The organism is Pedobacter sp. NO84 (assembly GCF_059703915.1).
In genome coordinates this window covers 494,471-514,828 of the sequence record NZ_AP046575.1, presented here as the reverse complement: position 1 = coordinate 514,828, position 20,358 = coordinate 494,471, and the positions used below count along the sequence as shown (strand labels likewise).

Below are 20,358 nucleotides of genomic sequence, written 5' to 3'. Positions count from 1 at the left end.
ATGCCAGAAGGACCATCGATAGTAATTTTGCGTGAGCTAATTGAAGAACTTCATTTGGAAGGCTCAGAAATAATGGAGGTAACCGGTAATACCAAGATAGACAAAGACCGGATCCTTCATCAAAAGGTAATCGACTTTAAAAGTTGGGGCAAGCACTTTCTGATCTGCTTTGATGGCTTTGCGCTCCGCATTCATTTTATGTTGTTTGGCTCTTATAGAATAAATGAACAGAAAGACAGTACACCCAGAATTGGCCTCATCTTTAAACATGATGAACTCAACTTTTACGCCTGTTCGCTTAAATTTATAGAAGGAAAGCTCGAAGATACCTATGATTGGGAAGCGGATGTGATGAACGATGCCTGGAATAGCAAAAAAGCACTGAAAAAATTGGCAGACAAAGGCGACACATTAGTGTGTGATGCATTGCTTGATCAACAGGTATTTTCTGGGGTGGGCAATATCATCAAAAATGAGGTGTTGTACCGAATAGGTGTTAGTCCGCTAAATACTGTTGCACAACTACCAAAACCAAAATTAAAAGAGTTGGTTACAGAAGCACGGAATTATAGTTTTGATTTCTTAACGTGGAAGAAAGAATATACCCTAAGAAAACATTGGCTGGCACATACAAAAAGGGTTTGCCCTAAAGGACATGAAATGATTAAGGAATATTTGGGCAAAACCAATCGAAGAACTTTCTACTGCACTACATGCCAGAAATTGTATAAATCAAAATTAATCCCGGCAATGTAATCCCGAAGGTAGCCCTTTAGGCCAAGAGAGCAATCGTTAAAGCTCCCTGTTAAAGAAAATTTAAATTTAAAAAACATTATCTGTAAAAAGATGTTCATAGACTACAAACATCAAAATAAATACCTAAAAAAAATAGTATGAAAACAGGAACTAAAAAACCAGCTGGTAAAACTGGCAAAATGGAAAATTCAGAATTTCACGAATTTTTTGTTGATGAATTAAAAGATATCTATTGGGCAGAGAAACATTTAGCTACTGCATTGCCAAAAATGCAAAAAGCCTCAACAAGTGCAGATTTAGCTGCAGCTTTCCAAAAGCATGGCGAAGAGACTAAACAGCACATCGCAACTTTAGAGCAGGTTTTTGAGTTATTAGGAGAAAAAGCAGCAGCAAAAAAATGTGACGCAATGGCCGGATTACTTGAAGAAGCAAAAGGAATTATGGAAGACACCGATGCTGGTACCATGATCCGCGATGCGGGATTAATTTTAGCCGCCCAAAAAGTAGAGCACTATGAAATTGCTACTTATGGCACACTGCGCACATTTGCAGAAAACATGGGTCATACTGCAGTTCAAGATCTTCTACAACAAACTCTTGACAATGAAAAGGAAACTGATGTTGCTTTAACAGAAATTGCTTTAAACTATGTAAACGCAGAAGCAACGCAAGAATAAAATACACATTAGCTAATTAGCGTATTTGCTAATTAGCTAATTAACGCTTATCACCATGCCAAAAAATTACAAGAAAGGCTACTCTTTTTGGTATAGGAATAGCCTAACCATCGTTTTCATCGCTCTATTTATTGGAGCCTTGTGTGCACAAGCATTAACCGGCTTTAATGTACACAATCAAGAACTAAAGGAAGCAGGTAAGCCTGCTCTTCAATTAGGAACATACCTTTGTTCTGGTCACTTTATTTCTGCCACCTTCGAAAATTTTGAAAGTGAGTTTTTACAGATGTTTCTATATGTAATCCTTACCATTAAATTGAGGCAAATTGGCTCATCTGAATCTAAAAAGTTAGATGAGGCTGAAGAGGTAGATAGAGAACCTGTTAACAGTAAAGACGCACCTTGGGCAGTTAAACAAGGTGGATGGATTTTAAAAATCTATTCTAATTCCCTATCCATTTGTTTTGCCATTTTATTTTTTACCAGCTGGTACCTGCACTTTTATGGAAGTTGGCAAGATAATAATGTAGAGCAAGGACTAAAACATCTTCCAAAAGTAACGATGTTAAGCTATCTCTGCGATGCTAACTTTTGGTTCGAATCATTTCAGAATTGGCAGAGCGAATTTTTATCCGTTGCCAGTATTGTTTTCTTAACCATTTACCTCCGTCAGAAAGGTTCGCCAGAATCAAAACCCGTGGATGCACCGGATATGGAAACGGAATAAGGGTTGGGAGTTTGTAATCATCCGCAAAGCGTAATCTAATCGGTGTAATCTTTCAATCTATGTAATCATCCGCGAAGCGTAATATAAATCAGTGAAATCTTCAATTAATCTGTGCAATCATCCGCAAAGCGTAAAACATTAATCCCAAAATTGTTGTTATAAACATATACCAAGACGTATTATATGCTATCACCTATCGAAAATTTACCCCCCTATGTTTTTGGCGTAAAAGCCAATGGCGAAGTCTCTGCAGAAGATCTAAAGAATGTGCTATTACCGGGATTATCAGCTTTAACAAACAGATACAATGAGATCTATTATATCTTGGTTTTGGAAACGAATGTAGAGAATTTTACTGCCGGCGCTTGGGTTCAAGACGCTATGGCTGGTTTAAAACATCTCACACAGTGGAAAAAAATGGCCATCGTTAGCGACCAAAAAGCAGTTGAAAATTTTACTGATGTGTTTAGTTATGTTACCCCAGGCGAAGCGAAAGGATTTTCTTTAGACGAATTGGACGAGGCTATTGCTTGGGTAAGTTTAAAATCATAAAAGCTATGGGAGTAATTAAAAATATTGTTGCCGGATTTTTAGGCTCTGTAGCCTTAAATGTGCTGCATGAAACATTAAGAAAAAACGAAACGAATGTTCCGAAAATAAATCTGTTAGGTGAAGAAGCACTGAACAAAACCTTAATTGGGTTAGGTAATCAGCCTATCACAGATGATGAGGAACTCTACAAAGCTACGTTAAAGGCCGATCTGATAAGCAATACCATGTATTACAGTCTTATCGGCGGAAAATCAAAATACATTTGGCCAAAAGCTATCTTCTTCGGACTAACCGCAGGTATTGGCGCAATCAAACTGCCCAAACCCCTGGGATTAGATCCTGAGCCTGTTGCGGCTACCAATCAGATGAAAGCATTAACTGTTGGCTATTATCTCTTTGGGGCATTAGTTACCGGCCTAGTTCTTAAAACAATCACTAAAAAATCGTAATCTAATATGGAAAATAAAGAAAAATCACGCGATAGCAGTAACAATACACAAAATACGCAAGACCATATCAAAACATTAGAAGGTGCGGATGCAGTTAAAAAATTAAAGGAACTGGCCACGAGTGCCGAAAACTGTTTCTTTTGTACCAATATTAAAACCGGACTACCCCTTTCCGTTAGGCCAATGTCTGTTTTACAGGTAGATGAAGGCGGAAATTTATGGTTCATGAGTCAAAGTGATAGCAATAAGAATGGCGAAATTGCTGCAGATCCATTTACACATCTCTTTTTCCAAGAGAACAAAAATTCGGGTTTCCTAAATATTTATGGGATTAGTGAAATCGTAACCGACCAAGCTAAAATAGACGAATTATGGAATCCCCTATTAAAAGTATGGTTCCAAGGCGGAAAAGATGATCCAAAAATTAGCCTAATCAAAGTAGAACCTACTAATGTATATTATTGGGATACCAAACATGGTGAAGCAATCGCTTTCATTAAAATGGCCGCTTCCATTATTACCGGCAAAACGATGGATGATTCAGTTGAGGGCAATTTGAATTTTTAAACTAAGGTCAATTGCCTATGGTCGATAGTCCATAGATTGGATTCTAAAAAATTAGTTTAAAAAGATAACTTAGTTGATAATATTTTAAAACTGTGCTCAAACATCCAGGCTATCGTCTATTGACTATTAGCTATCGACCAATAAAAAAAATCGATTTTTAACGAAACCCACTACGAATGAGACTTCCCATAGAACGAAAACATGTTAAAGTTTATCCAGATCCAAAACGGGTAATTGCCCGATATTTTTTCAACGGGGAAGAACGTGCCAAATTGGTGATAAATAAGGTGATGGCTTTAACCGAAGTCCAGGTTTTCAACATCATATCCCCTCTTTTGCAGGAATACTCAAAAAGGCACCGAAATATTACCAAAATTTTAACTCGTCATTGTAAAAAGCTTAAACCTTTACTAGAAACGATGGATATCGATTATAAAGAAATCGATAACCATAGAAAACTGTTGATTGGTTCCTATTTCACACACGAATATTCCATCGAATCAGCTGCATTTTTTAATCCGTCTATTATTGAAGATCCCGATCAACGTGATTTAGAAGAAGGAGAAAAACGTTTAATTATTAGTTTTAGGGCCGTAGGCGAAGGGCACATTTCCTCCATCGTTTTCAGGAGAGCCTTAATTGATCGAAATAATAATATCACAGTAATCCCGGTAGGCAATTATATAGATGAAGCAGAGGTAATTAGAAACGCAACCTACAATAAAAAACTATTTTTAGAAAAAGGTCTATCCTCTTTAATTAGCGAAGAAGTTTTAAATGAGTTAAACGGTAGACTAGAGGATCAGTTTGATTATTTAACATTAAAGACCGTTATCGCCCAAACCCAGGAACAAGAACCGAGTGCTGCCAAAGATATAGAACTAGAAAAAGTATTGTGGCTGTCTGATTCATACTACGAGATCATCTTTTCTATGGATACCGATATTTCTGACCGGGTAATCTTTCCGATTTCAGAATTTGAAAGAAAGGGAATCGAAGATGCTCGTTTCACGAAATTCATTAATGATGAGGGCGCTATCACCTATTACGCAACTTATACCGCCTATGATGGTCAAATGATCCAGCCGAAACTCTTAAAAACAAAAGATTTTTACGATTTCAACGTAGGACCATTATTTGGAGCAGGTGCCCAAAATAAGAATTTAGCGCTTTTTCCACGGAAGATTAATGGAAAGTACGCCATGCTATCAAGAATAGATGGAGTAAACAATTACATCATGTATTCTGACAAGATCAATGTATGGGAAAATCCAATTAAATTACAGGAGCCGGTATACAGCTGGGAATTCGTACAAATAGGCAATTGTGGCTCTCCGATAGAAACGGAAGAGGGATGGTTAATGATTACACATGCCGTTGGTCCGATGAGAAGGTATTGTTTAGGTGCAAGTTTATTGAAACTGGATGATCCAACAATCGAAATTGGCAGATTAGAAGAGCCATTGTTAATTCCTAATCCAGACGAACGTGAAGGTTATGTACCCAATGTAGTATACTCTTGCGGATCGATAATCAATAATGGAGATTTGGTAATCCCATATGGCTTATCAGACTATTCATCTTCATTTGCTACCGTAAATTTGAAGGATTTATTGGATAGACTTAAATCTTCGTCAAGCTTTTCAATTTAGTCATCCGATGACTTAAGTCATCGGATGACTAAATGTATACTCTTTTTTAAGGCCTGTTAATTGTTGCTCATGTTTTAGCGCTTGTAAAACAACCAAGTGCGAAATTAAATACGCCAACGTACTTTCGGCACCTTGATTTCTATTCACGCCACCTGGCTGAAGACCATCTGCACATCCCTTGGTTTCTGAATCATATAACGGAATGCGCAGGGAATTTTCTCCTAAAAACCACAGGTAACTAGAGAACATTTTTTTCATGTATTCGCTTTCTCTGGTTACCATATAGGCTTGCGAATACATCAATACCATGGCCATAATTTCTATGGCTTGTTGATCATATAATGGCATCTTTCCTTCTCGACCACGAATATGCCAACCGTCATTTCCTACAGGATTAATCGAGTTTAAGCTAAACGTAATTTTTTCTAGGTAGATTAAAGATTCAAGCGCAATAGCTTTTACCTCTGGCTTTCCTGTTACTTCGGCCGCGTGAAATAAAGCCAATGGAAAAATAGCATTATCGTAGGTCATGTGATTCTCAAACCAGTGCCAGTCCTCACCTCTGGTACTTTCGTATGCTGAAATTAACTTATCGGTTAATAGATTTAACTCATTCAATACCCGCTCATCATAAGGATGGGTTTTAAGGTAGTAACTTAACCCAGTAATGGTGTTACATACGCCCCTTAAGTGAGTTAAATTTTTGAAATGTGGAATTGCTTTAAAAAATAATTCGTAGCCAAATTCTGCATAAGATCTATTTGGAGCAGCATTAATCAAATAACCGAGTGCCCAAATTGTTCTACCAAAAGAGTCATCTGTGCCTTCTTCGTCTAAAAACTGGCGACTAAAGCTCATGAAGTTTCTAAAGTTTCCATTCTCCAGTTGCATATCATGGATATAACTCAAATAAATGGGTAATAGATCCAATGCTTCCTGATCTTTGTTATTTTGATAGGCCATCAGTGCCAAAATCAGGGCCCTTGAGTTATCGTCTAAGCAATATCCTTCTTTACGGTTAGGGATTCCAAATTTAGCATGTTGAAAAATCCCCGTATCATCGGTTAGGCGCTTAACATAATCTAATTCAAAAGCAGGCATTAATCCCGGATCAATAATCTGGCGAAGAATTTTCTCGCTATAATCTGGGTGGTTAATCGCTTTTTCAGCAATGCTGATATAGGATTTACCAATTTTAGGCCATCTTAGCTGTAATCCATACTGATAGGCATTGTTTTTTAATGCAATTAACTTATCAGGATGATCTAACAACTGGTTCACAATTTCCGATAGGCCTAAATCATCTTTAAAATTAAACAGTCGACCACGGTTATCATCCAATAGTTCTTGCGCATGCCAATACGGTGTAGAAACCACTGCGGCACCAGCACCCACGGCATAAGATAACGTACCACTAGTAATTTGCGCTTCGTTAAAATAAGGGGTGATGTAAATATCAGCTGCAGTAAGGTAATTAATCAGCTCTTCTTCTTCAACAAATCGATTTAAAAATACTAAATGCTCGGATACATTTAAATCAGCTGCTAGTTGTTTTAGATATTCACGATATTCTTCTCCAGAATTTTTCACAATCCCAGGATGTGTATTTCCCAATACCACATATACCACATCCTTATGTTTAGCTATAATTTTTGGAAGCGCTTTAACTACGGTCTCCAATCCTTTGTTTCTACTTATTAAACCAAAGGTTAATAAGATTTTTTTACCTTTTAATGCAGGTATCTCCTTAACAGGATTCACAAGTGGCGCCTCTAAATTAGGTACTCCGTGTTCTATAACTTGTATCTTCTCTTTTGAAACTTGATAAATTTCGGTCAAAAAGCTTACTGCCCTATTACTCATCACCACAACTTTTGATGATTTCTTTGCTACCTCTTTAATGATTGCTTTTTGCAAGAACGTAGGCGAATTTAGGATAGTATGTAATATCGAAATGATAGGTTTTTCTATTTGATTAAGGAATGGCAATACATAAATACCGCTTTCTCCTCCATAAATCCCAAATTCGTGCTGCAGGATACAGGCATCTACATCGCTCTTATTTATAAAATCAGCAGCTGCACTATAATCTTCCTGAATATTTTGTCTAATTACGAATTTAACTTCTGAGGGATAGTTGTATTCATCCACACTATCAGAATTATTCATTGCTATTACAACGCTTGTTTCTGCTAGATCTTGATTAGGGAAATTAGCGTTAATGGCCTTAATTAGGTTATTATTAAATGTTGCTAAACCACATTCGCGAGGGGGATAAGTAGAAATATAGGCTATTTTCATAATAATATAATTAGGTAAAGTGCTAATAACTAGTCACGTAATACGAGAGCTAACCAATTAACAATGAAGCCAAAATGTTGTTTGGAATTATGCCTAAAAAGAGTAAACTTTTAAGATTTCTTGCCCAATTTTGACAATTGTGTCCGAGTTAAGCTCTATCTCAACCGCATCTTCATCCTTAATTCCAGTAAATGGCGGCAAATCTCCTGCAACTACCTCTGATGAATCCACTACACTCCACCTTTTGGTAGTTTTATCATAATTAATTGCCCCTAAAACCCCACCAAAGTATACAACCTTAAAATAATCATGATCGGTTGGTAAAATTGTTAGTGTTATTTCTTGGTCTTCAAGGGGAATTTTAATATTAAATGGTTGCATAAGGTGTAAACCATCTAATTAAGAAATTGTTTTATGAGGAGTGTATTGTTAAATTGTTGTATTGTGAAATTGTTGGCAATACGTACCATAATGTTCATATACAATAGGCTTTGATACACCTTCCCTCCTCTCTAATTGCTATTTTCAAATAAGTTTGCTAATTCGTTGCTTAATTGATAGATTTGCGTCCCGCTTAAAACAAATGCCCAGCTGGCGGTCCCGATAGCTATCGGGATGGTAGACGCGCTGGTCTGAAGAATGTTAAGTAAAATGCCCAGCTGGCGGTCCCGATAGCTATCGGGATGGTAGACGCGCTGGTCTGAAGAATGTTAAGTAAAATGCCCAGCTGGCGGAATTGGTAGACGCGCTGGTCTCAAACACCTGTGGGAAACCGTGCCGGTTCGACTCCGGCGCTGGGTACAAAGCCTCGACAATAGTCGGGGCTTTTTTTGTTTCGCAACTTATGGCATCAGTATATGTTTTATTTTCAGAAAAATTAGATCGATTTATATCGACAGTTGTAATGACATATCCTATAGGATACACCGACATCTAAACAAGGATTTTCCACTGAGTTTTACAACAAAAGCCGATGATCGGGCATCTTTTTTATTTATTGATAACCTTGATTATAAACAGGCAAGGCAAATCGAGGCCCATCTCAGGAAATGAAAAGCAGAACCTATGTCGAGAATCTCAAGAGGTTTTCTGAAATTAAGGACTAACTTATCGAGAAATATAAATAACTGGCGGTCCCGATAGCTATCGGGATGGTAGACGCGCTGGTCTCAAACACCTGTGGGAAACCGTGCCGGTTCGTCCCGATAGCTATCGGGACCGGCGCTGGGTACGGACAGAGTTAAACAATTATTATTGTTGCTTCATCCATTTTAGGGCAGCAATTACTTTGGTATCCTTGGATAAATCGTTAAAATTATCACCTTCAATAATACTGACGTCCGGAAATACCCTATCCAAATAGATTATTCCTTTGCGATCTGCCACAATACTTACTGCAATAACAAGTGTATTATTACCTAATTTAAAGGTGACATTCATGGTAGTAAGCCCAGCTGTAGGTTCTCCAATGAACAGTGTTTTTGATCTGCCTTTTAATCCCACCGCCATCATTTCACCAGCACTTGCGGTAATTTGGCTTGTTAGCACCACAATTTTAAGGTTAGCATTGGCCTTGCAGCGATTATAAATTTGATTTCGACCATATGCTCCATTCTCAACATTCCATTTCTGGAACACTTTTTTCTCAAGACTCATATTTGATCCAAAATATTTTGTGCCATATACTTGATTCAGCCCCCCAAATAAAGGATTTACACTCCCTCCCTCATGCAAACGGAGGTCTATTACCAACCCTTTCAAAGTTTCAATTCCTAAACTGCATAAGCTGTCTTGATATCGCTGGCAGGTTTCACGATCATATTTATTATTAGGTGGCAGAAGAATATAACCATAGCCCTCTTCAAGTAGTGTAGTTCTTAAATTTACTTTTTCAGGTAGATTTTCAGGTATTCGCAATGCTTTTGTCCATGACTGGTCCATACCTAGCCGCTCTCCATTATAAAAAAAAGCACCATGCTTGTCACCGATCGTTGTAAATATTAGCCTTATCTTATCCTTAAAATCTGCTTCAGTAATTTCTTCTCCATTAAAATCAAAAATCTTATGCTCTAATTGATCCCAACCTACAATTTTCCGAAAAACAGAGTATTGCCTCACTTTATCAAAAACTTCTTTCAATATGCCAGATAAACCATTTATTCCATGAGCCTGTTGTTGGCTAAAAGATGGTTTTGTACCGCATAAAATTATCATTAACAAAAATATTAGGGTTCGCATATGATAATTCCGTATCCATTGGTTTTTAGTACTCATTATGTAAAAATATACATTTCAATCTAATGCGAATAAAATTCTCATTCAACTCCTTTACTTCTTCGTGGGAAACTTCCTCATGGATTCAGAAACAAATATTTTATCGATTCAATCCCCGCAAGGGTATATGAAATCCAAGCCGTAGTAAAGTCTAACCGCCAGGGCGAAAACAATTTAAACTTCTATTTGATATTGCAATCTGCTTATAGCTTGAAATATTATTATTTACAAAGTTTACATTTTTATTTACAATCTAAATTCGTCGCGCCGAAATATATCAAAGTAATTTCGTTGGATCAATTTTACACGATATAAAAAAACATGAAAAGATTATTTGGCTTTATTCCGGCCATGGCGCTGGTGTTACTTCTACTAAATTCCTTTGTGTTATTTGGACAAAATAATAAAATCTATTCAAAAGAGGTACAGGCAAAAATCCAAGAGTTTGAAAACAATTTAGGTCTATGGGTGCAAATAGAGAATAAGCAATTTACACTTGCCGACAGAATGAAAAGTAATCATATAAATGGAGTAAGTGTCGCGTTGATAAAGGATTATAAAATCGAGTGGGCAAAAGGATATGGTTGGGCGGATAGTGCGGGGCAGCGACCTGTTACTACAAGCACATTATTCCAGGCGGGTTCAATCAGCAAATCATTAAATGGGGTCGGTATTTTAAAACTGATACAGCAAGGCAAATTGAGCCTTGACTCAGATATCAATCTTTATTTGAAATCATGGAAATTTCCTTATGACTCGCTATCAAAAGGAAAAAAAATAACGATAGCAAATCTGTTAAGCCATACAGCGGGATTAACAGTGCACGGATTTGACGGTTATGAAAATGGAGACACCATACCAACACTGATACAAATTTTAAACGGCGAAAAGCCGGCTAACAGTAAAGCCATCCGGTCAATGTATCAGCCATCTTTCAGGCATCAATATTCAGGTGGAGGAACAACCATATCGCAGCAAATATTACAAGATATAGTAGGGCAACCTTACGATACATACATGCGAAAAAATGTATTAAACCCAATGGGGATGAGCAATAGTTTTTATACCCAACCGCCGCCTGCAAACAAAGAAAAGTTATTAGCAACAGGTTATTATAATGATGGGAAAGAAGTGAAGGGTAAGTATCATGTTTATCCCGAACAAGCTGCTGCGGGCCTATGGACAAGCCCTACAGATTTGGCTAAATATATTATAGAAACGCAATTATCATTAAAGGGGAAAAGCAATAAAGTACTTTCATCAGCCACTACTACACTTAGGCTAACCCCTTATATTGATAAGTCTGCGGCATTAGGCGTATTTAATATTGAAAAGGGAAATGAAAAATATTTTAGCCATGATGGTTCTGATGAAGGCTTTGTGGCTGCATACTTCGGCAGCATGGAAAACGGGAATGGAGCCGTAGTGATGGCAAATACCGATAATTGGAGTATACTATCCGAAGTAATTAATTCGCTGGCTACTGTTTATAACTGGAAAGATTTTTATATCCCGAAATTTAAAAAGGTTGTTAACGTAAAAAACGAAATATTGCAATCATACGTAGGCAACTACAAACTATATAGAAATACATTTAATGTTACGCTGGAAAAAGACGGTTTAATGTTAAGGTTGAACAGTACAACTAAATACAAAATGTATTTTACTTCCGATACTGATTTTTTTATGTTGGAAATGGTCGGATCGGAAGTGAAATTTACAAAAGACAAAACCAATAAGATTACCAGCTTTGACATTGATGATAAAGGCAATAAGATGCAAGCGGGGATCTAGTTGAAAACAAAAAATGGATTACAGAGGAAGAATATAAAGAAGGACTCGCACTTGCACAACTTGCTCCTGGCCCATTGGCCGCGCATTAGGCATCTACATTGGTTTTGTACATTATGGGTTACTTGGAGCAACAATGGTGGGGCTCGCTTTTGTTCTCCCTTCCTTTTTAATGGTTGTACTATTGGGGATGGCCTACAAAATATATAGCGGGCTTCCATGGATGTTAGCTGTTTTTTATGGAGTAAGTGCATCAGTGATCGGTATTATTGCTATTAGCGCCTATCGGCTTAGCCTTAAATCAGTAAGCAAATTCACTATTACAGACTTCAAGGCAAAATGGCTCTTATGGGTTTTTTATTTTGTGGGTATCGTTGTAACTGTGGTTACTCAAAAGGAAGACATTCTACTTTTTGCTGGATGTGGAATTATTTATATGATCGTAAAAGCGCCACCAAAGTGGTTCAAAAAGCCTAGTACACTTTCTTTGGTACTTATAGTTGGAACAGGCTTTTGGCAATATGAAGGCAAAACCCTTCAAGAAATTGGGTGGTTCTTTTTAAAAGCAGGCGCCCTTGTTTTTGGTAGTGGACTTGCTATCGTTCCTTTCTTGCATGGCGGAGTAGTTGAAGAGTATGGTTGGTTGAGTGAGCGCGATTTCGTAGACTCAGTTGCAGTAGCCATGATTACTCCAGGGCCTGTGGTAATTACTGTAGCCTTTATTGGTTATCTTGTGGCAGGGTTTCCAGGTGCCTGTGTGGCTGCCATCGCTACCTTTTTGCCATGTTATCTTTTTACTGTGGCACTCGCCCCTACCTTTAAAAAGATTGCGAAGAACTCCAGCATCAAAGCATTTGTAGATGGCATTACATCGGTAGTAGTAGGTTCGCTGGTTGGCGCGGTACTAATTATAGCAACTCGCAGCATTGTTGATTTACCTACTGCTCTTATCGCGCTAACGAGTATAAGTGCATTAGTTTATAGTAAAAAAATAAAAGAACAACATATTATTGCTATTTCTGCATTTCTAGGTATCATCATCAAATTGTTTTTATTATAGCTTGATTTCATGTTTATTCCATTCAGTTCGAGGAAAAAGATTCTTCTTATTCACTAATTTCAAGCTTATAACCTTTGCCACGTATAACAACAATCCTAATATTCGGATCAAATTCCAGTTTTTTTCTAAGTTTTGATATGAACATATCCAAACTGCGCCCAACAATAACACCTTCATCTTCCCATATCTCTTTTTGAATTCGACTTCTCTCTATAATCTCGTTGGGAGACAAAGCAAAAATGAGCAATACACGGGTTTCGGTTCCGGTAAGGTTTATGGTCTTTTCCTCCCCGTTAGGCAGGTGGTTGTTCATCATCAGCTTCCGATTCTTCGCATCGAAAAACACCTCGCCTAAAGTTAACGTGTCGGGATACTGACCATCAGGCAAAGCTCTTCGTGGCTTAACAGACCTAAAAAAAATAAATCCAACAAATGCTAAAAATGGTAGGGCGCCCAAAAGATATCCATTCTTTGCTATATTTATGCCTGTCGGTTTAAATTTGATGTTGATCATGTAACATGCTCTGGGCTGAACTCTTCCCAAACATGATACAATATCATCTTTTTTATCGTTTGAAATAGCGTATCCGTAGGCTACACTGGAGTTGCCACAGTTCAGAACGTTAACAACATAATCACGGGAGAGCGGGTCTTTGGCCAATAAACGCCTGGTAGTATTAACCAATGAGTCGGATTGGAAGGTAAGCTCATTCTCAAACCCAATCTGGTACTCATTTTCTGCAATCTTTTTTACGGGTAGCACCCTCGATTTTTTATCGCCCGACTGTAAAAGCAATTCATGTCCGATCCTGCGGAGTAAAACTTCCCTTCTAGAGATCTCAAAGTTGTTATTGCCGGTTAAGCTGAAAGCCAAACAGATTACAGAGATAAACAACAGTGATATCAAGCCGAAAAAGTAGTATCGTTTTTCGGAAAGTACGTTCAGGCTATCTATCATGATGTCAGGATTTAATTTACAAAGTTTACATTTTTTATTCGTTTTAAGCAACTAAATTACCTCTAAGGTCAAGAATTGAGCACGCAACCCAACTAACAGAACTCTTTTTGGTTTAAATTAATAATAATCAATTCTTTAGTTTGTATATCTTTGCACCAGATGAAATACCTAATTATCATATTCAGTCTTTATATGACAATGCTTACCCTGCTTCCATGTCAGGATAGAGAGGATTCTGAAAAGAGTTCAATCGCAATTTCATCATTAAAAAAATCATCAAAAGACATCGAACACTATAATCAAGAAACTTGCACTCCCTTTTGTACATGTGCTTGTTGCTCAGTCTCGCGGCATTTTCCTTCTGTTAAAAATCAAGTGGCATTATTCTCTTACCACAGTATGTCCTATCCGATATACCGTATGCCTGTAATTAGCGAACAGCCAATTGATATCTATCAGCCTCCCAAAGTAGCTTAATACGTCTTTTTTAAAAAATGGTTTGCCGCAAATTTTTGTCGGCATTTTCTTCACGTATTAATAAATTTTCATGTTTGAAAAAATAATTTCGTTCTCCATTAAGAACAAAATAACGATAGGGCTGGCCACGCTTGTACTGATACTGGTAGGTATATATTCCGCCTATCATCTGCCAATAGATGCACAGCCCGACATCACCAACAATCAGGTGCAGATCATTACACAGGCACCAAGCCTTGGCGCACAGGAGGTGGAGCAGTTTATTACCGCACCTATTGAGCTCTCCATGGCCAATATCTCTGGTATCATCGAAAAACGTTCAATTTCTCGTTCGGGGATATCGGTAATTACCATCGTTTTTAAGGATGATGTAAATATCTACTGGGCAAGAACGCAGGTAAACGCCCAACTTAAGGAAGCGGAAGCCTCCATTCCATCAGGACTTGGCGAGCCGATACTTGCGCCAATTACGACCGGCCTTGGCGAAATCTACCAATATGTAATCCACACCAAAAAGGGCTATCATGATAAATATACCGCTACAGATCTAAGAACCCTTCAGGATTGGCTGGTAAGGACACAACTTGCCGGAACCGTTGGTGTAGCAGAAGTGAGCGGTTGGGGCGGTTATGTAAAGCAATATGAAATAGCGCTCGATAACGACAAATTAAATTCCCTAGGGCTTACCATTCCCGAAATCTATCAAGCACTGGAAAACAACAATGAGAATACGGGCGGCTCATATATCGAGCAACAAAAGAATGCATATTTCATCAGGGGACTTGGACAGGTTCAAAATCTTGATGACATCCGTAAGATCGTCGTAAAAAATAGTAAGGGAACACCAATTCTGATACGTGATGTGGCCACCGTTCAGTTTGGAAGCGCAACAAGATACGGTGCTGTTACCCGTAATGGCGAGGGCGAAGTTGTTGCAGGTGTGACGCTAATGCTAAAGGGAGAGAATTTTAGCGAAGTCATCCAAAACGTAAAGGAAAGAATGACACAAGTACAAAAATCACTTCCCGAAGGGGTGGTAATCGAACCCTTCATCGACCGTACAGAGCTAGTAGGACGGGCCATAGGAACCGTTAAGCAAAATTTGTTGGAAGGTGCGCTAATTGTTGTTTTTGTATTGGTACTGCTATTGGGGAATTGGAGGGCAGGACTTGTTGTAGCTTCTGTAATTCCACTAGCCATGCTTTTTGCCTTCTCTATGATGCAGCTATTTGGCGTTTCTGGAAATCTGATGAGCCTAGGAGCCATTGATTTTGGGCTAATCGTTGATGGGGCAGTGATTATTGTTGAGAGCGTGGTGCATCATATCACCACCGGAAGATATCGAAAGGAAGGAATCCTTAAACTAACTTCGGCACAAATGGATACCGAGGTAAAAGAAAGTGCCAGTAAGCTGATGAAGTCTGCTGCCTTCGGACAGATCATTATTCTGATTGTTTATTTGCCTTTGCTATCGCTTATCGGCATCGAGGGTAAAATGTTTAAACCTATGGCACAGACCGTAACATTTGCGATTTTGGGAGCATTTATCCTTTCATTAACTTATGTACCAATGGCAAGCGCTCTTTTTCTAAGTAAGAATACAACCCCAAAACGAAATATATCCGACAGATTGATTGAATTCCTGCAACGTATCTATCAGCGTGCACTGATCAACATACTTAAGGTTAAAAAACTGGCAGTGGCAATTGTTATATTGGTATTTGCCATTGCAATTTGGGCGTTTACCAATATGGGCGGAGAATTCATTCCCACCCTAGAAGAAGGAGACCTCACAGTAGAAATCTCAATGGCGCAGGGCACTTCACTTACCGAAGTAGTAAGCACTTTCGGAAAGGCAGAGAAACTGTTAAAGAACAAATTCCCTGAAATCAAACAAGCGGTAACCCGAATTGGGAGTTCAGAAATCCCTACCGATCCAATGCCAATGGAGCGAGGTGATATGATGCTTTCTATGGCACCAAAAAAGGAATGGAAATCAGCAGCTTCAAGGGAAGAAATGATGGAGAAAATGGAAGAAGAGCTTGCCATCATCCCAGGCATAAACGTAGAAATTTCCCAGCCCATGCAGATGCGCTTTAACGAACTGATGACAGGAATACGCCAAGATGTTGCCATTAAAATCTATGGCAGTGATTTGGAAGTGTTGGCTGCCCAAGCCAATAAAATCGCAAAAATGATCTCAACAGTTGATGGCGTAAACGAACCTTTTATAGAAAAAGTTGATGGTCTTCCGCAGATACAGGTTGCTTATGACCGTGATAAAATGGCGCAGTATGGACTCAATATCCGTGATGTGAATATGATCTTGAAAACTGCGTTCGCAGGCAGTGTTACCGGAGTTGTGTTCGAGGGCGAGAAACGGTTTGACATGGTCATTAGATTGAACAGGGATTTGCGGGAGAATATTTCAGGGGTTGAGAACCTATTGATCCCACTTCCATCTGGAAATAAAGTGCCACTTGATCAGGTCGCATCCATCGAATTTAAGGATGCACCGGCCCAGATTTCTCGCGAAGGCGGAAACAGACGGATTTATGTAGGCTTTAATGTTAAAGGTCGTGATATAGAAACGACGGTAAAAGAGATCCAGGCAAAAATAAATGAACTTCTCAAACTCCCCAGTGGATACTACATCACCTTTGGTGGACAGTTCCAAAACCTTCAGGCTGCTAAAATGAGATTGTCGATTGCCGTACCCGCTGCGCTAATCCTGATATTATTGTTGCTATACGTTACGTTCAGGTCCGTAAAAGATAGCCTTTTGATATTTACGGCGGTACCACTTGCTTCTATTGGAGGGATTGCAGCCCTATTATTGAGGGGAATGCCATTCAGTATATCTGCTGGTGTTGGCTTCATCGCGCTCTTTGGTGTTGCGGTTCTAAACGGCATTGTACTGATCGGATATTTCAACCAACTTAGGGACGAGGGTACTGAAAATATTTATGAGCGTGTTCTTGAGGGTACCAAAACAAGGCTCCGTCCAGTGCTAATGACTGCCTGTGTAGCGTCGTTAGGTTTTCTTCCGATGGCACTATCATCCAGCGCAGGTGCCGAAGTGCAAAAACCTTTGGCAACAGTAGTGATAGGTGGTTTAATAACGGCAACATTGCTAACCCTGTTTATCCTACCTTGCCTATATGTATTGTTCAATAAAAAAGAAACTATGAAAGTACCTTTACATAAGGGAATAACCACATTTTTGGTTATCTGTGTTCTAATTGTTGGTGGATCTTCAGCTTCAAATGCCCAACAATCTGGTGTATTGACTTTGGATAGTGCCATTTCAAGAGCATTGACCAATAATCTGCAATTGAAATCTTCTCGCCTTACTATAGAACAGTCCAGGGTGCTCCAAAAGTCGGGAACGGACATCGCAAAAACTGAGGTTTTATTAACCCAAGATCCTACTAGTGGGGGAAACATGGATAATTCAATCGGCATTAGCCAGAATATAGCATGGCCGGGTCTCTATAAGAACAATAAGAAACTACTTAATCAACAAACGATTTTAGCAGAAAAGGTAAACAACTCACTGGAATCAGAGATTATAAGGAATGTGAAGTTAGCTTGGTATAGTTATTTACTGAACAGGGAAACCTTGAGGGTGCTAAAGTTCCAAGATAGCATCTACAACAATTTTGTGAAAAAGGCAGAAATAAGGTTAAAGGCAGGAGAAACCTCAAAACTTGAACTCATCAGTGCAACTTCTAAATCACAGGAAGTGAGAGCGATGCTTGCCAATGCCGAAACAGAACTTAAAAACAGCGAATCTACCTTAAAGCAACTGTTAAATTTTGGCGGTCCGCTGATCATCGCTGAAAGCAATTTGATTGCCCCACTTGAGGTCGCATCTACCATTAACCCATCTAATAATGGGCAGTCAAAAATTGAACTCCAGCATATTGAGGTTGCTAGTGCAAGGCTTGCCGTAGAGAAATCAAAATCTCTCCCTGATTTTACAGTTGGGTATAGTCAACAACTTCTAATTTCTGGCTTTAATCCAGCCAATATTTCGAGAACCTATTCGCCGGGAACCCGAATTGCGGGTATCCAACTAGGAATTGCGGTGCCCCTGTTTAATGGTGCCAACCGTTCAAGAATAAATGCAGAAAAAATTGCGATCGAGGTCGCTAAATCTAATTACGAAAATACCCAATCGCAGATTAGTTTGGCCTACAGCCAAGAGCTGGAACATTATAGCACCTTCAAGACGCTTGTAGATTATTACAATAGTTCGGGCCTTAAGCTGGCTGATGAACAATCTCGGATTGCACAAGTATCTTTCAATCTGGGAGAAATCGGCTACCTAGAATACATTCAACATCTATCGGGTGCGATCCAAACTAAACTCGCCTACATCGAGGCATTGAGCCAACTTAATCAATCTGCTATTCAATTACACTATTTAAAAGGAAACTAAAATGTATCAATCTAAAATAAAATATTTCTTCTTTATCTTAATGCTTCTGTTTATTGCATGTGCAAATGATAGCAAGGACAACGCGAAAAGTGAGGCCCCAACCGAAGAGGGAAAAGAAGACACAAACGGTCTTGAACTTACTAGTGAACAGATGAAAACGGTTGGCATTACCATCGGCGAGATCGAACAGAAGAATCTAGACGCGGTGGTTAAAGCCAATGGACAGCTTGCCGTACCCCCACAGAACAAGGCCGATGTAAGTATACTTTCGGGAGGAATTATCACCAAAATTAACGTGCTAGAGGGGCAACAGGTTAGAAAAGGACAGATTCTAGCTACCATTAATAATCAGGATCTCATAAAAATCCAGCAGGATTATTTGGCAAGCAAGAACAGCTTTACCTATGTGCAAGCAGAGTATGAACGCCAAAAACAATTGCAGGCCGCTGATGCTGGAACGGGCAAATCATTCCAATCCGCACAGGCAACCTATAATGCCGAAAAGTCAAGATTGAATGCCTATGAAAGTCAGCTTCGGCAACTCGGGGTTTCTCCGGTAAGTATAGCACGGGGCAAAATTGCTTCTCAGTTCCCTGTATTATCTCCAATCAATGGTACAGTTGGCCAGATCACTGCAAATACTGGGGCATTTGTTCAACCTGGCACCTCCATTATGGAAGTGGTAGATAACTCTAAGATACATTGCGATTTAACTGTGTTCGAGAAAGACCTAATGGCGGTAAAGGTTGGACAAAAAGTAAGTTTCCAATTAACCAATCAAGAAAATCAATTGATCAGTGGCCGCATAAACGGTATTAATAAATCTTTTGAAAACGAGAGCAAAGGCGTAGTAGTCCATGCGGTTATCGATAATGCCAAGAACAAGAACTTGATCCCCGGAATGTACGTTACCGCATTAATCAGTACCGGAAGCAAACTTACTGCCGCACTACCAATTGATGCAGTAATCCGTTCTGAGGGTAAGCAATATATTTTTGTGGTAGTTGATGGAAGAGAAAACAAACCAGAAAATTTTAACTTTGCCAAAATGGAAGTTAAAACTGGAGTTGCTGAGCAGGGATACATTCAGATCATTTTGTTGGATGAGCTCCCAAAAAATGCAAAAGTTGTAACAAAAGGAGCATTTTATCTCCAATCAAAAGCAGCTGGTGGAGCGGAGGAGGAATAATGAAACATTTAGAACCAAAACTAATAGAAAAGAAAATAAAGCCCACCGCCATGCGGTTGGTTGTTCTGGATTTTATGCTGGGTCAATCTTCTGCCCAGAGCCTAACCGATATGGAGCTGAAAATGGAACGTACCGATCGCGTTACCCTTTACCGCACGATTAGAACCTTTGAAGAAAATGGTCTGGTACACCGGATTGAAGATGGAAGTGGCATTACTAAATTTGCCCTCTGTGCACCTGGCTGCGATATAGAAGGGCACCACGACCTGCACCTCCATTTCATTTGTATGGAATGTAAAGAGACCCATTGCCTTCCCAAAACCAGCGTACCTCATATTTCATTGCCAAGTGGTTATCAGTTATTTGAAACGCAACTAATTGCAAAAGGAATTTGCTGCAACTGTTCAGGCTAATGTTTGCAATACGATTGCAAAGGAAATCGGCGTAGATTTGAACATACGATAACAGCTTAATAAATAGTAAA

16 protein-coding genes, 1 tRNA gene and 1 pseudogene are annotated in these 20,358 nt (G+C 38.9%); 14 read left to right on the top strand and 4 right to left on the bottom strand.

All coding sequences use genetic code 11. The annotated features are described in order from the left end of the window. The 7 genes from AC6H0V_RS02405 (at position 1) to AC6H0V_RS02375 (ending at position 5,380) form a co-directional block, all read left to right on the top strand. Positions 1-756, top strand: a complete 756-nt coding sequence (locus AC6H0V_RS02405; protein WP_497562114.1) for a DNA-formamidopyrimidine glycosylase family protein — start codon at positions 1-3, stop codon at positions 754-756. Between the two features lie 137 nt (positions 757-893). Continuing rightward, a complete protein-coding gene (locus AC6H0V_RS02400) occupies positions 894-1,433 on the top strand; it encodes a YciE/YciF ferroxidase family protein (RefSeq protein ID WP_497562113.1) in 540 nt (179 codons plus the stop codon). Between the two features lie 55 nt (positions 1,434-1,488). After that, positions 1,489-2,160 carry a DUF6766 family protein gene (locus AC6H0V_RS02395; RefSeq protein ID WP_497562112.1) on the top strand — a complete coding sequence of 224 codons (672 nt, stop codon included), beginning with the start codon at positions 1,489-1,491 and terminating at the stop codon, positions 2,158-2,160. A 183-nt stretch (positions 2,161-2,343) separates the two neighbouring features. Beyond that, positions 2,344-2,712, top strand: coding sequence for a SpoIIAA family protein (locus AC6H0V_RS02390; protein WP_497562111.1), 369 nt, complete (start codon positions 2,344-2,346; stop codon positions 2,710-2,712). A gap of 5 nt (positions 2,713-2,717) precedes the next feature. Continuing rightward, a complete protein-coding gene (locus AC6H0V_RS02385) occupies positions 2,718-3,161 on the top strand; it encodes a hypothetical protein (protein ID WP_497562110.1) in 444 nt (147 codons plus the stop codon). 6 nt (positions 3,162-3,167) lie between these two features. Continuing rightward, positions 3,168-3,728 (top strand): pyridoxamine 5'-phosphate oxidase family protein, encoded by a 561-nt coding sequence (locus AC6H0V_RS02380; RefSeq protein ID WP_497562109.1) that lies wholly within the window; start codon positions 3,168-3,170, stop codon positions 3,726-3,728. A 176-nt stretch (positions 3,729-3,904) separates the two neighbouring features. Next, entirely contained in the window at positions 3,905-5,380 is a 1,476-nt protein-coding gene (locus tag AC6H0V_RS02375) for a glycoside hydrolase family 130 protein (RefSeq protein ID WP_497562108.1), read from the top strand. Positions 5,381-5,392: 12 nt separating this feature from the next. On the opposite strand, the gene AC6H0V_RS02370 is transcribed toward AC6H0V_RS02375, so the two are convergent. Then, entirely contained in the window at positions 5,393-7,681 is a 2,289-nt protein-coding gene (locus AC6H0V_RS02370; protein WP_497562107.1) for a glycosyltransferase family 4 protein, read from the bottom strand. A 93-nt stretch (positions 7,682-7,774) separates the two neighbouring features. Next, positions 7,775-8,062 carry a hypothetical protein gene (locus AC6H0V_RS02365; protein ID WP_497562106.1) on the bottom strand — a complete coding sequence of 96 codons (288 nt, stop codon included), beginning with the start codon at positions 8,060-8,062 and terminating at the stop codon, positions 7,775-7,777. Between the two features lie 340 nt (positions 8,063-8,402). Here AC6H0V_RS02365 and AC6H0V_RS02360 point away from each other — a divergent pair. Continuing rightward, positions 8,403-8,482 (top strand) — tRNA-Leu (locus tag AC6H0V_RS02360). A gap of 450 nt (positions 8,483-8,932) precedes the next feature. Here AC6H0V_RS02360 and AC6H0V_RS02355 read toward each other — a convergent pair. After that, the gene (locus AC6H0V_RS02355) at positions 8,933-9,955 is read right to left on the bottom strand and encodes a S41 family peptidase (RefSeq protein ID WP_497562105.1); all 1,023 of its coding nucleotides are present in this window, start codon (positions 9,953-9,955) and stop codon (positions 8,933-8,935) included. A gap of 321 nt (positions 9,956-10,276) precedes the next feature. Between AC6H0V_RS02355 and AC6H0V_RS02350 the strand changes: the two genes are divergently transcribed. Both AC6H0V_RS02350 and chrA read left to right on the top strand, forming a co-directional pair. After that, positions 10,277-11,749 carry a serine hydrolase gene (locus AC6H0V_RS02350; protein WP_497562104.1) on the top strand — a complete coding sequence of 491 codons (1,473 nt, stop codon included), beginning with the start codon at positions 10,277-10,279 and terminating at the stop codon, positions 11,747-11,749. A 17-nt stretch (positions 11,750-11,766) separates the two neighbouring features. Next, positions 11,767-12,806, top strand: a pseudogene (chrA, locus tag AC6H0V_RS02345) (chromate efflux transporter). Between the two features lie 46 nt (positions 12,807-12,852). Here chrA and AC6H0V_RS02340 read toward each other — a convergent pair. Next, on the bottom strand, positions 12,853-13,764 hold the full coding sequence (locus AC6H0V_RS02340) for a winged helix-turn-helix domain-containing protein (protein WP_497562103.1): 912 nt from the start codon (positions 13,762-13,764) through the stop codon (positions 12,853-12,855). Positions 13,765-13,923: 159 nt separating this feature from the next. Here AC6H0V_RS02340 and AC6H0V_RS02335 point away from each other — a divergent pair, with 159 nt between their 5' ends. From AC6H0V_RS02335 to AC6H0V_RS02320, 4 genes are all read left to right on the top strand, one after another. Continuing rightward, entirely contained in the window at positions 13,924-14,241 is a 318-nt protein-coding gene (locus tag AC6H0V_RS02335; protein ID WP_497562102.1) for a DUF6660 family protein, read from the top strand. A gap of 70 nt (positions 14,242-14,311) precedes the next feature. Next, positions 14,312-18,685 (top strand): CusA/CzcA family heavy metal efflux RND transporter, encoded by a 4,374-nt coding sequence (locus tag AC6H0V_RS02330; protein WP_497562101.1) that lies wholly within the window; start codon positions 14,312-14,314, stop codon positions 18,683-18,685. A gap of 1 nt (position 18,686) precedes the next feature. Beyond that, on the top strand, positions 18,687-19,874 hold the full coding sequence (locus tag AC6H0V_RS02325) for an efflux RND transporter periplasmic adaptor subunit (protein WP_497562100.1): 1,188 nt from the start codon (positions 18,687-18,689) through the stop codon (positions 19,872-19,874). Beyond that, the gene (locus AC6H0V_RS02320; RefSeq protein WP_497562099.1) at positions 19,874-20,287 is read left to right on the top strand and encodes a Fur family transcriptional regulator; all 414 of its coding nucleotides are present in this window, start codon (positions 19,874-19,876) and stop codon (positions 20,285-20,287) included. Before AC6H0V_RS02325 ends, AC6H0V_RS02320 begins: the two co-directional genes overlap by 1 nt. Positions 20,288-20,358 lie beyond the last annotated feature (71 nt).

What these genes read in the sequence shown, in the direction of transcription:
- AC6H0V_RS02325 (WP_497562100.1), top strand. Translation starts at nt 18,687, where the DNA reads ATGTATCAATCTAAAATAAAATATTTCTTCTTTATCTTAATGCTTCTG.
- AC6H0V_RS02395 (WP_497562112.1), top strand. Translation starts at nt 1,489, where the DNA reads ATGCCAAAAAATTACAAGAAAGGCTACTCTTTTTGGTATAGGAATAGC.
- AC6H0V_RS02385 (WP_497562110.1), top strand. Translation starts at nt 2,718, where the DNA reads ATGGGAGTAATTAAAAATATTGTTGCCGGATTTTTAGGCTCTGTAGCC.
- AC6H0V_RS02335 (WP_497562102.1), top strand. Translation starts at nt 13,924, where the DNA reads ATGAAATACCTAATTATCATATTCAGTCTTTATATGACAATGCTTACC.
- AC6H0V_RS02320 (WP_497562099.1), top strand. Translation starts at nt 19,874, where the DNA reads ATGAAACATTTAGAACCAAAACTAATAGAAAAGAAAATAAAGCCCACC.
- AC6H0V_RS02330 (WP_497562101.1), top strand. Translation starts at nt 14,312, where the DNA reads ATGTTTGAAAAAATAATTTCGTTCTCCATTAAGAACAAAATAACGATA.
- AC6H0V_RS02340 (WP_497562103.1), bottom strand. Translation starts at nt 13,764, where the DNA reads ATGATAGATAGCCTGAACGTACTTTCCGAAAAACGATACTACTTTTTC.
- AC6H0V_RS02350 (WP_497562104.1), top strand. Translation starts at nt 10,277, where the DNA reads ATGAAAAGATTATTTGGCTTTATTCCGGCCATGGCGCTGGTGTTACTT.
- AC6H0V_RS02390 (WP_497562111.1), top strand. Translation starts at nt 2,344, where the DNA reads ATGCTATCACCTATCGAAAATTTACCCCCCTATGTTTTTGGCGTAAAA.
- AC6H0V_RS02370 (WP_497562107.1), bottom strand. Translation starts at nt 7,681, where the DNA reads ATGAAAATAGCCTATATTTCTACTTATCCCCCTCGCGAATGTGGTTTA.
- AC6H0V_RS02405 (WP_497562114.1), top strand. Translation starts at nt 1, where the DNA reads ATGCCAGAAGGACCATCGATAGTAATTTTGCGTGAGCTAATTGAAGAA.
- AC6H0V_RS02355 (WP_497562105.1), bottom strand. Translation starts at nt 9,955, where the DNA reads ATGAGTACTAAAAACCAATGGATACGGAATTATCATATGCGAACCCTA.
- AC6H0V_RS02400 (WP_497562113.1), top strand. Translation starts at nt 894, where the DNA reads ATGAAAACAGGAACTAAAAAACCAGCTGGTAAAACTGGCAAAATGGAA.
- AC6H0V_RS02365 (WP_497562106.1), bottom strand. Translation starts at nt 8,062, where the DNA reads ATGCAACCATTTAATATTAAAATTCCCCTTGAAGACCAAGAAATAACA.
- AC6H0V_RS02375 (WP_497562108.1), top strand. Translation starts at nt 3,905, where the DNA reads ATGAGACTTCCCATAGAACGAAAACATGTTAAAGTTTATCCAGATCCA.
- AC6H0V_RS02380 (WP_497562109.1), top strand. Translation starts at nt 3,168, where the DNA reads ATGGAAAATAAAGAAAAATCACGCGATAGCAGTAACAATACACAAAAT.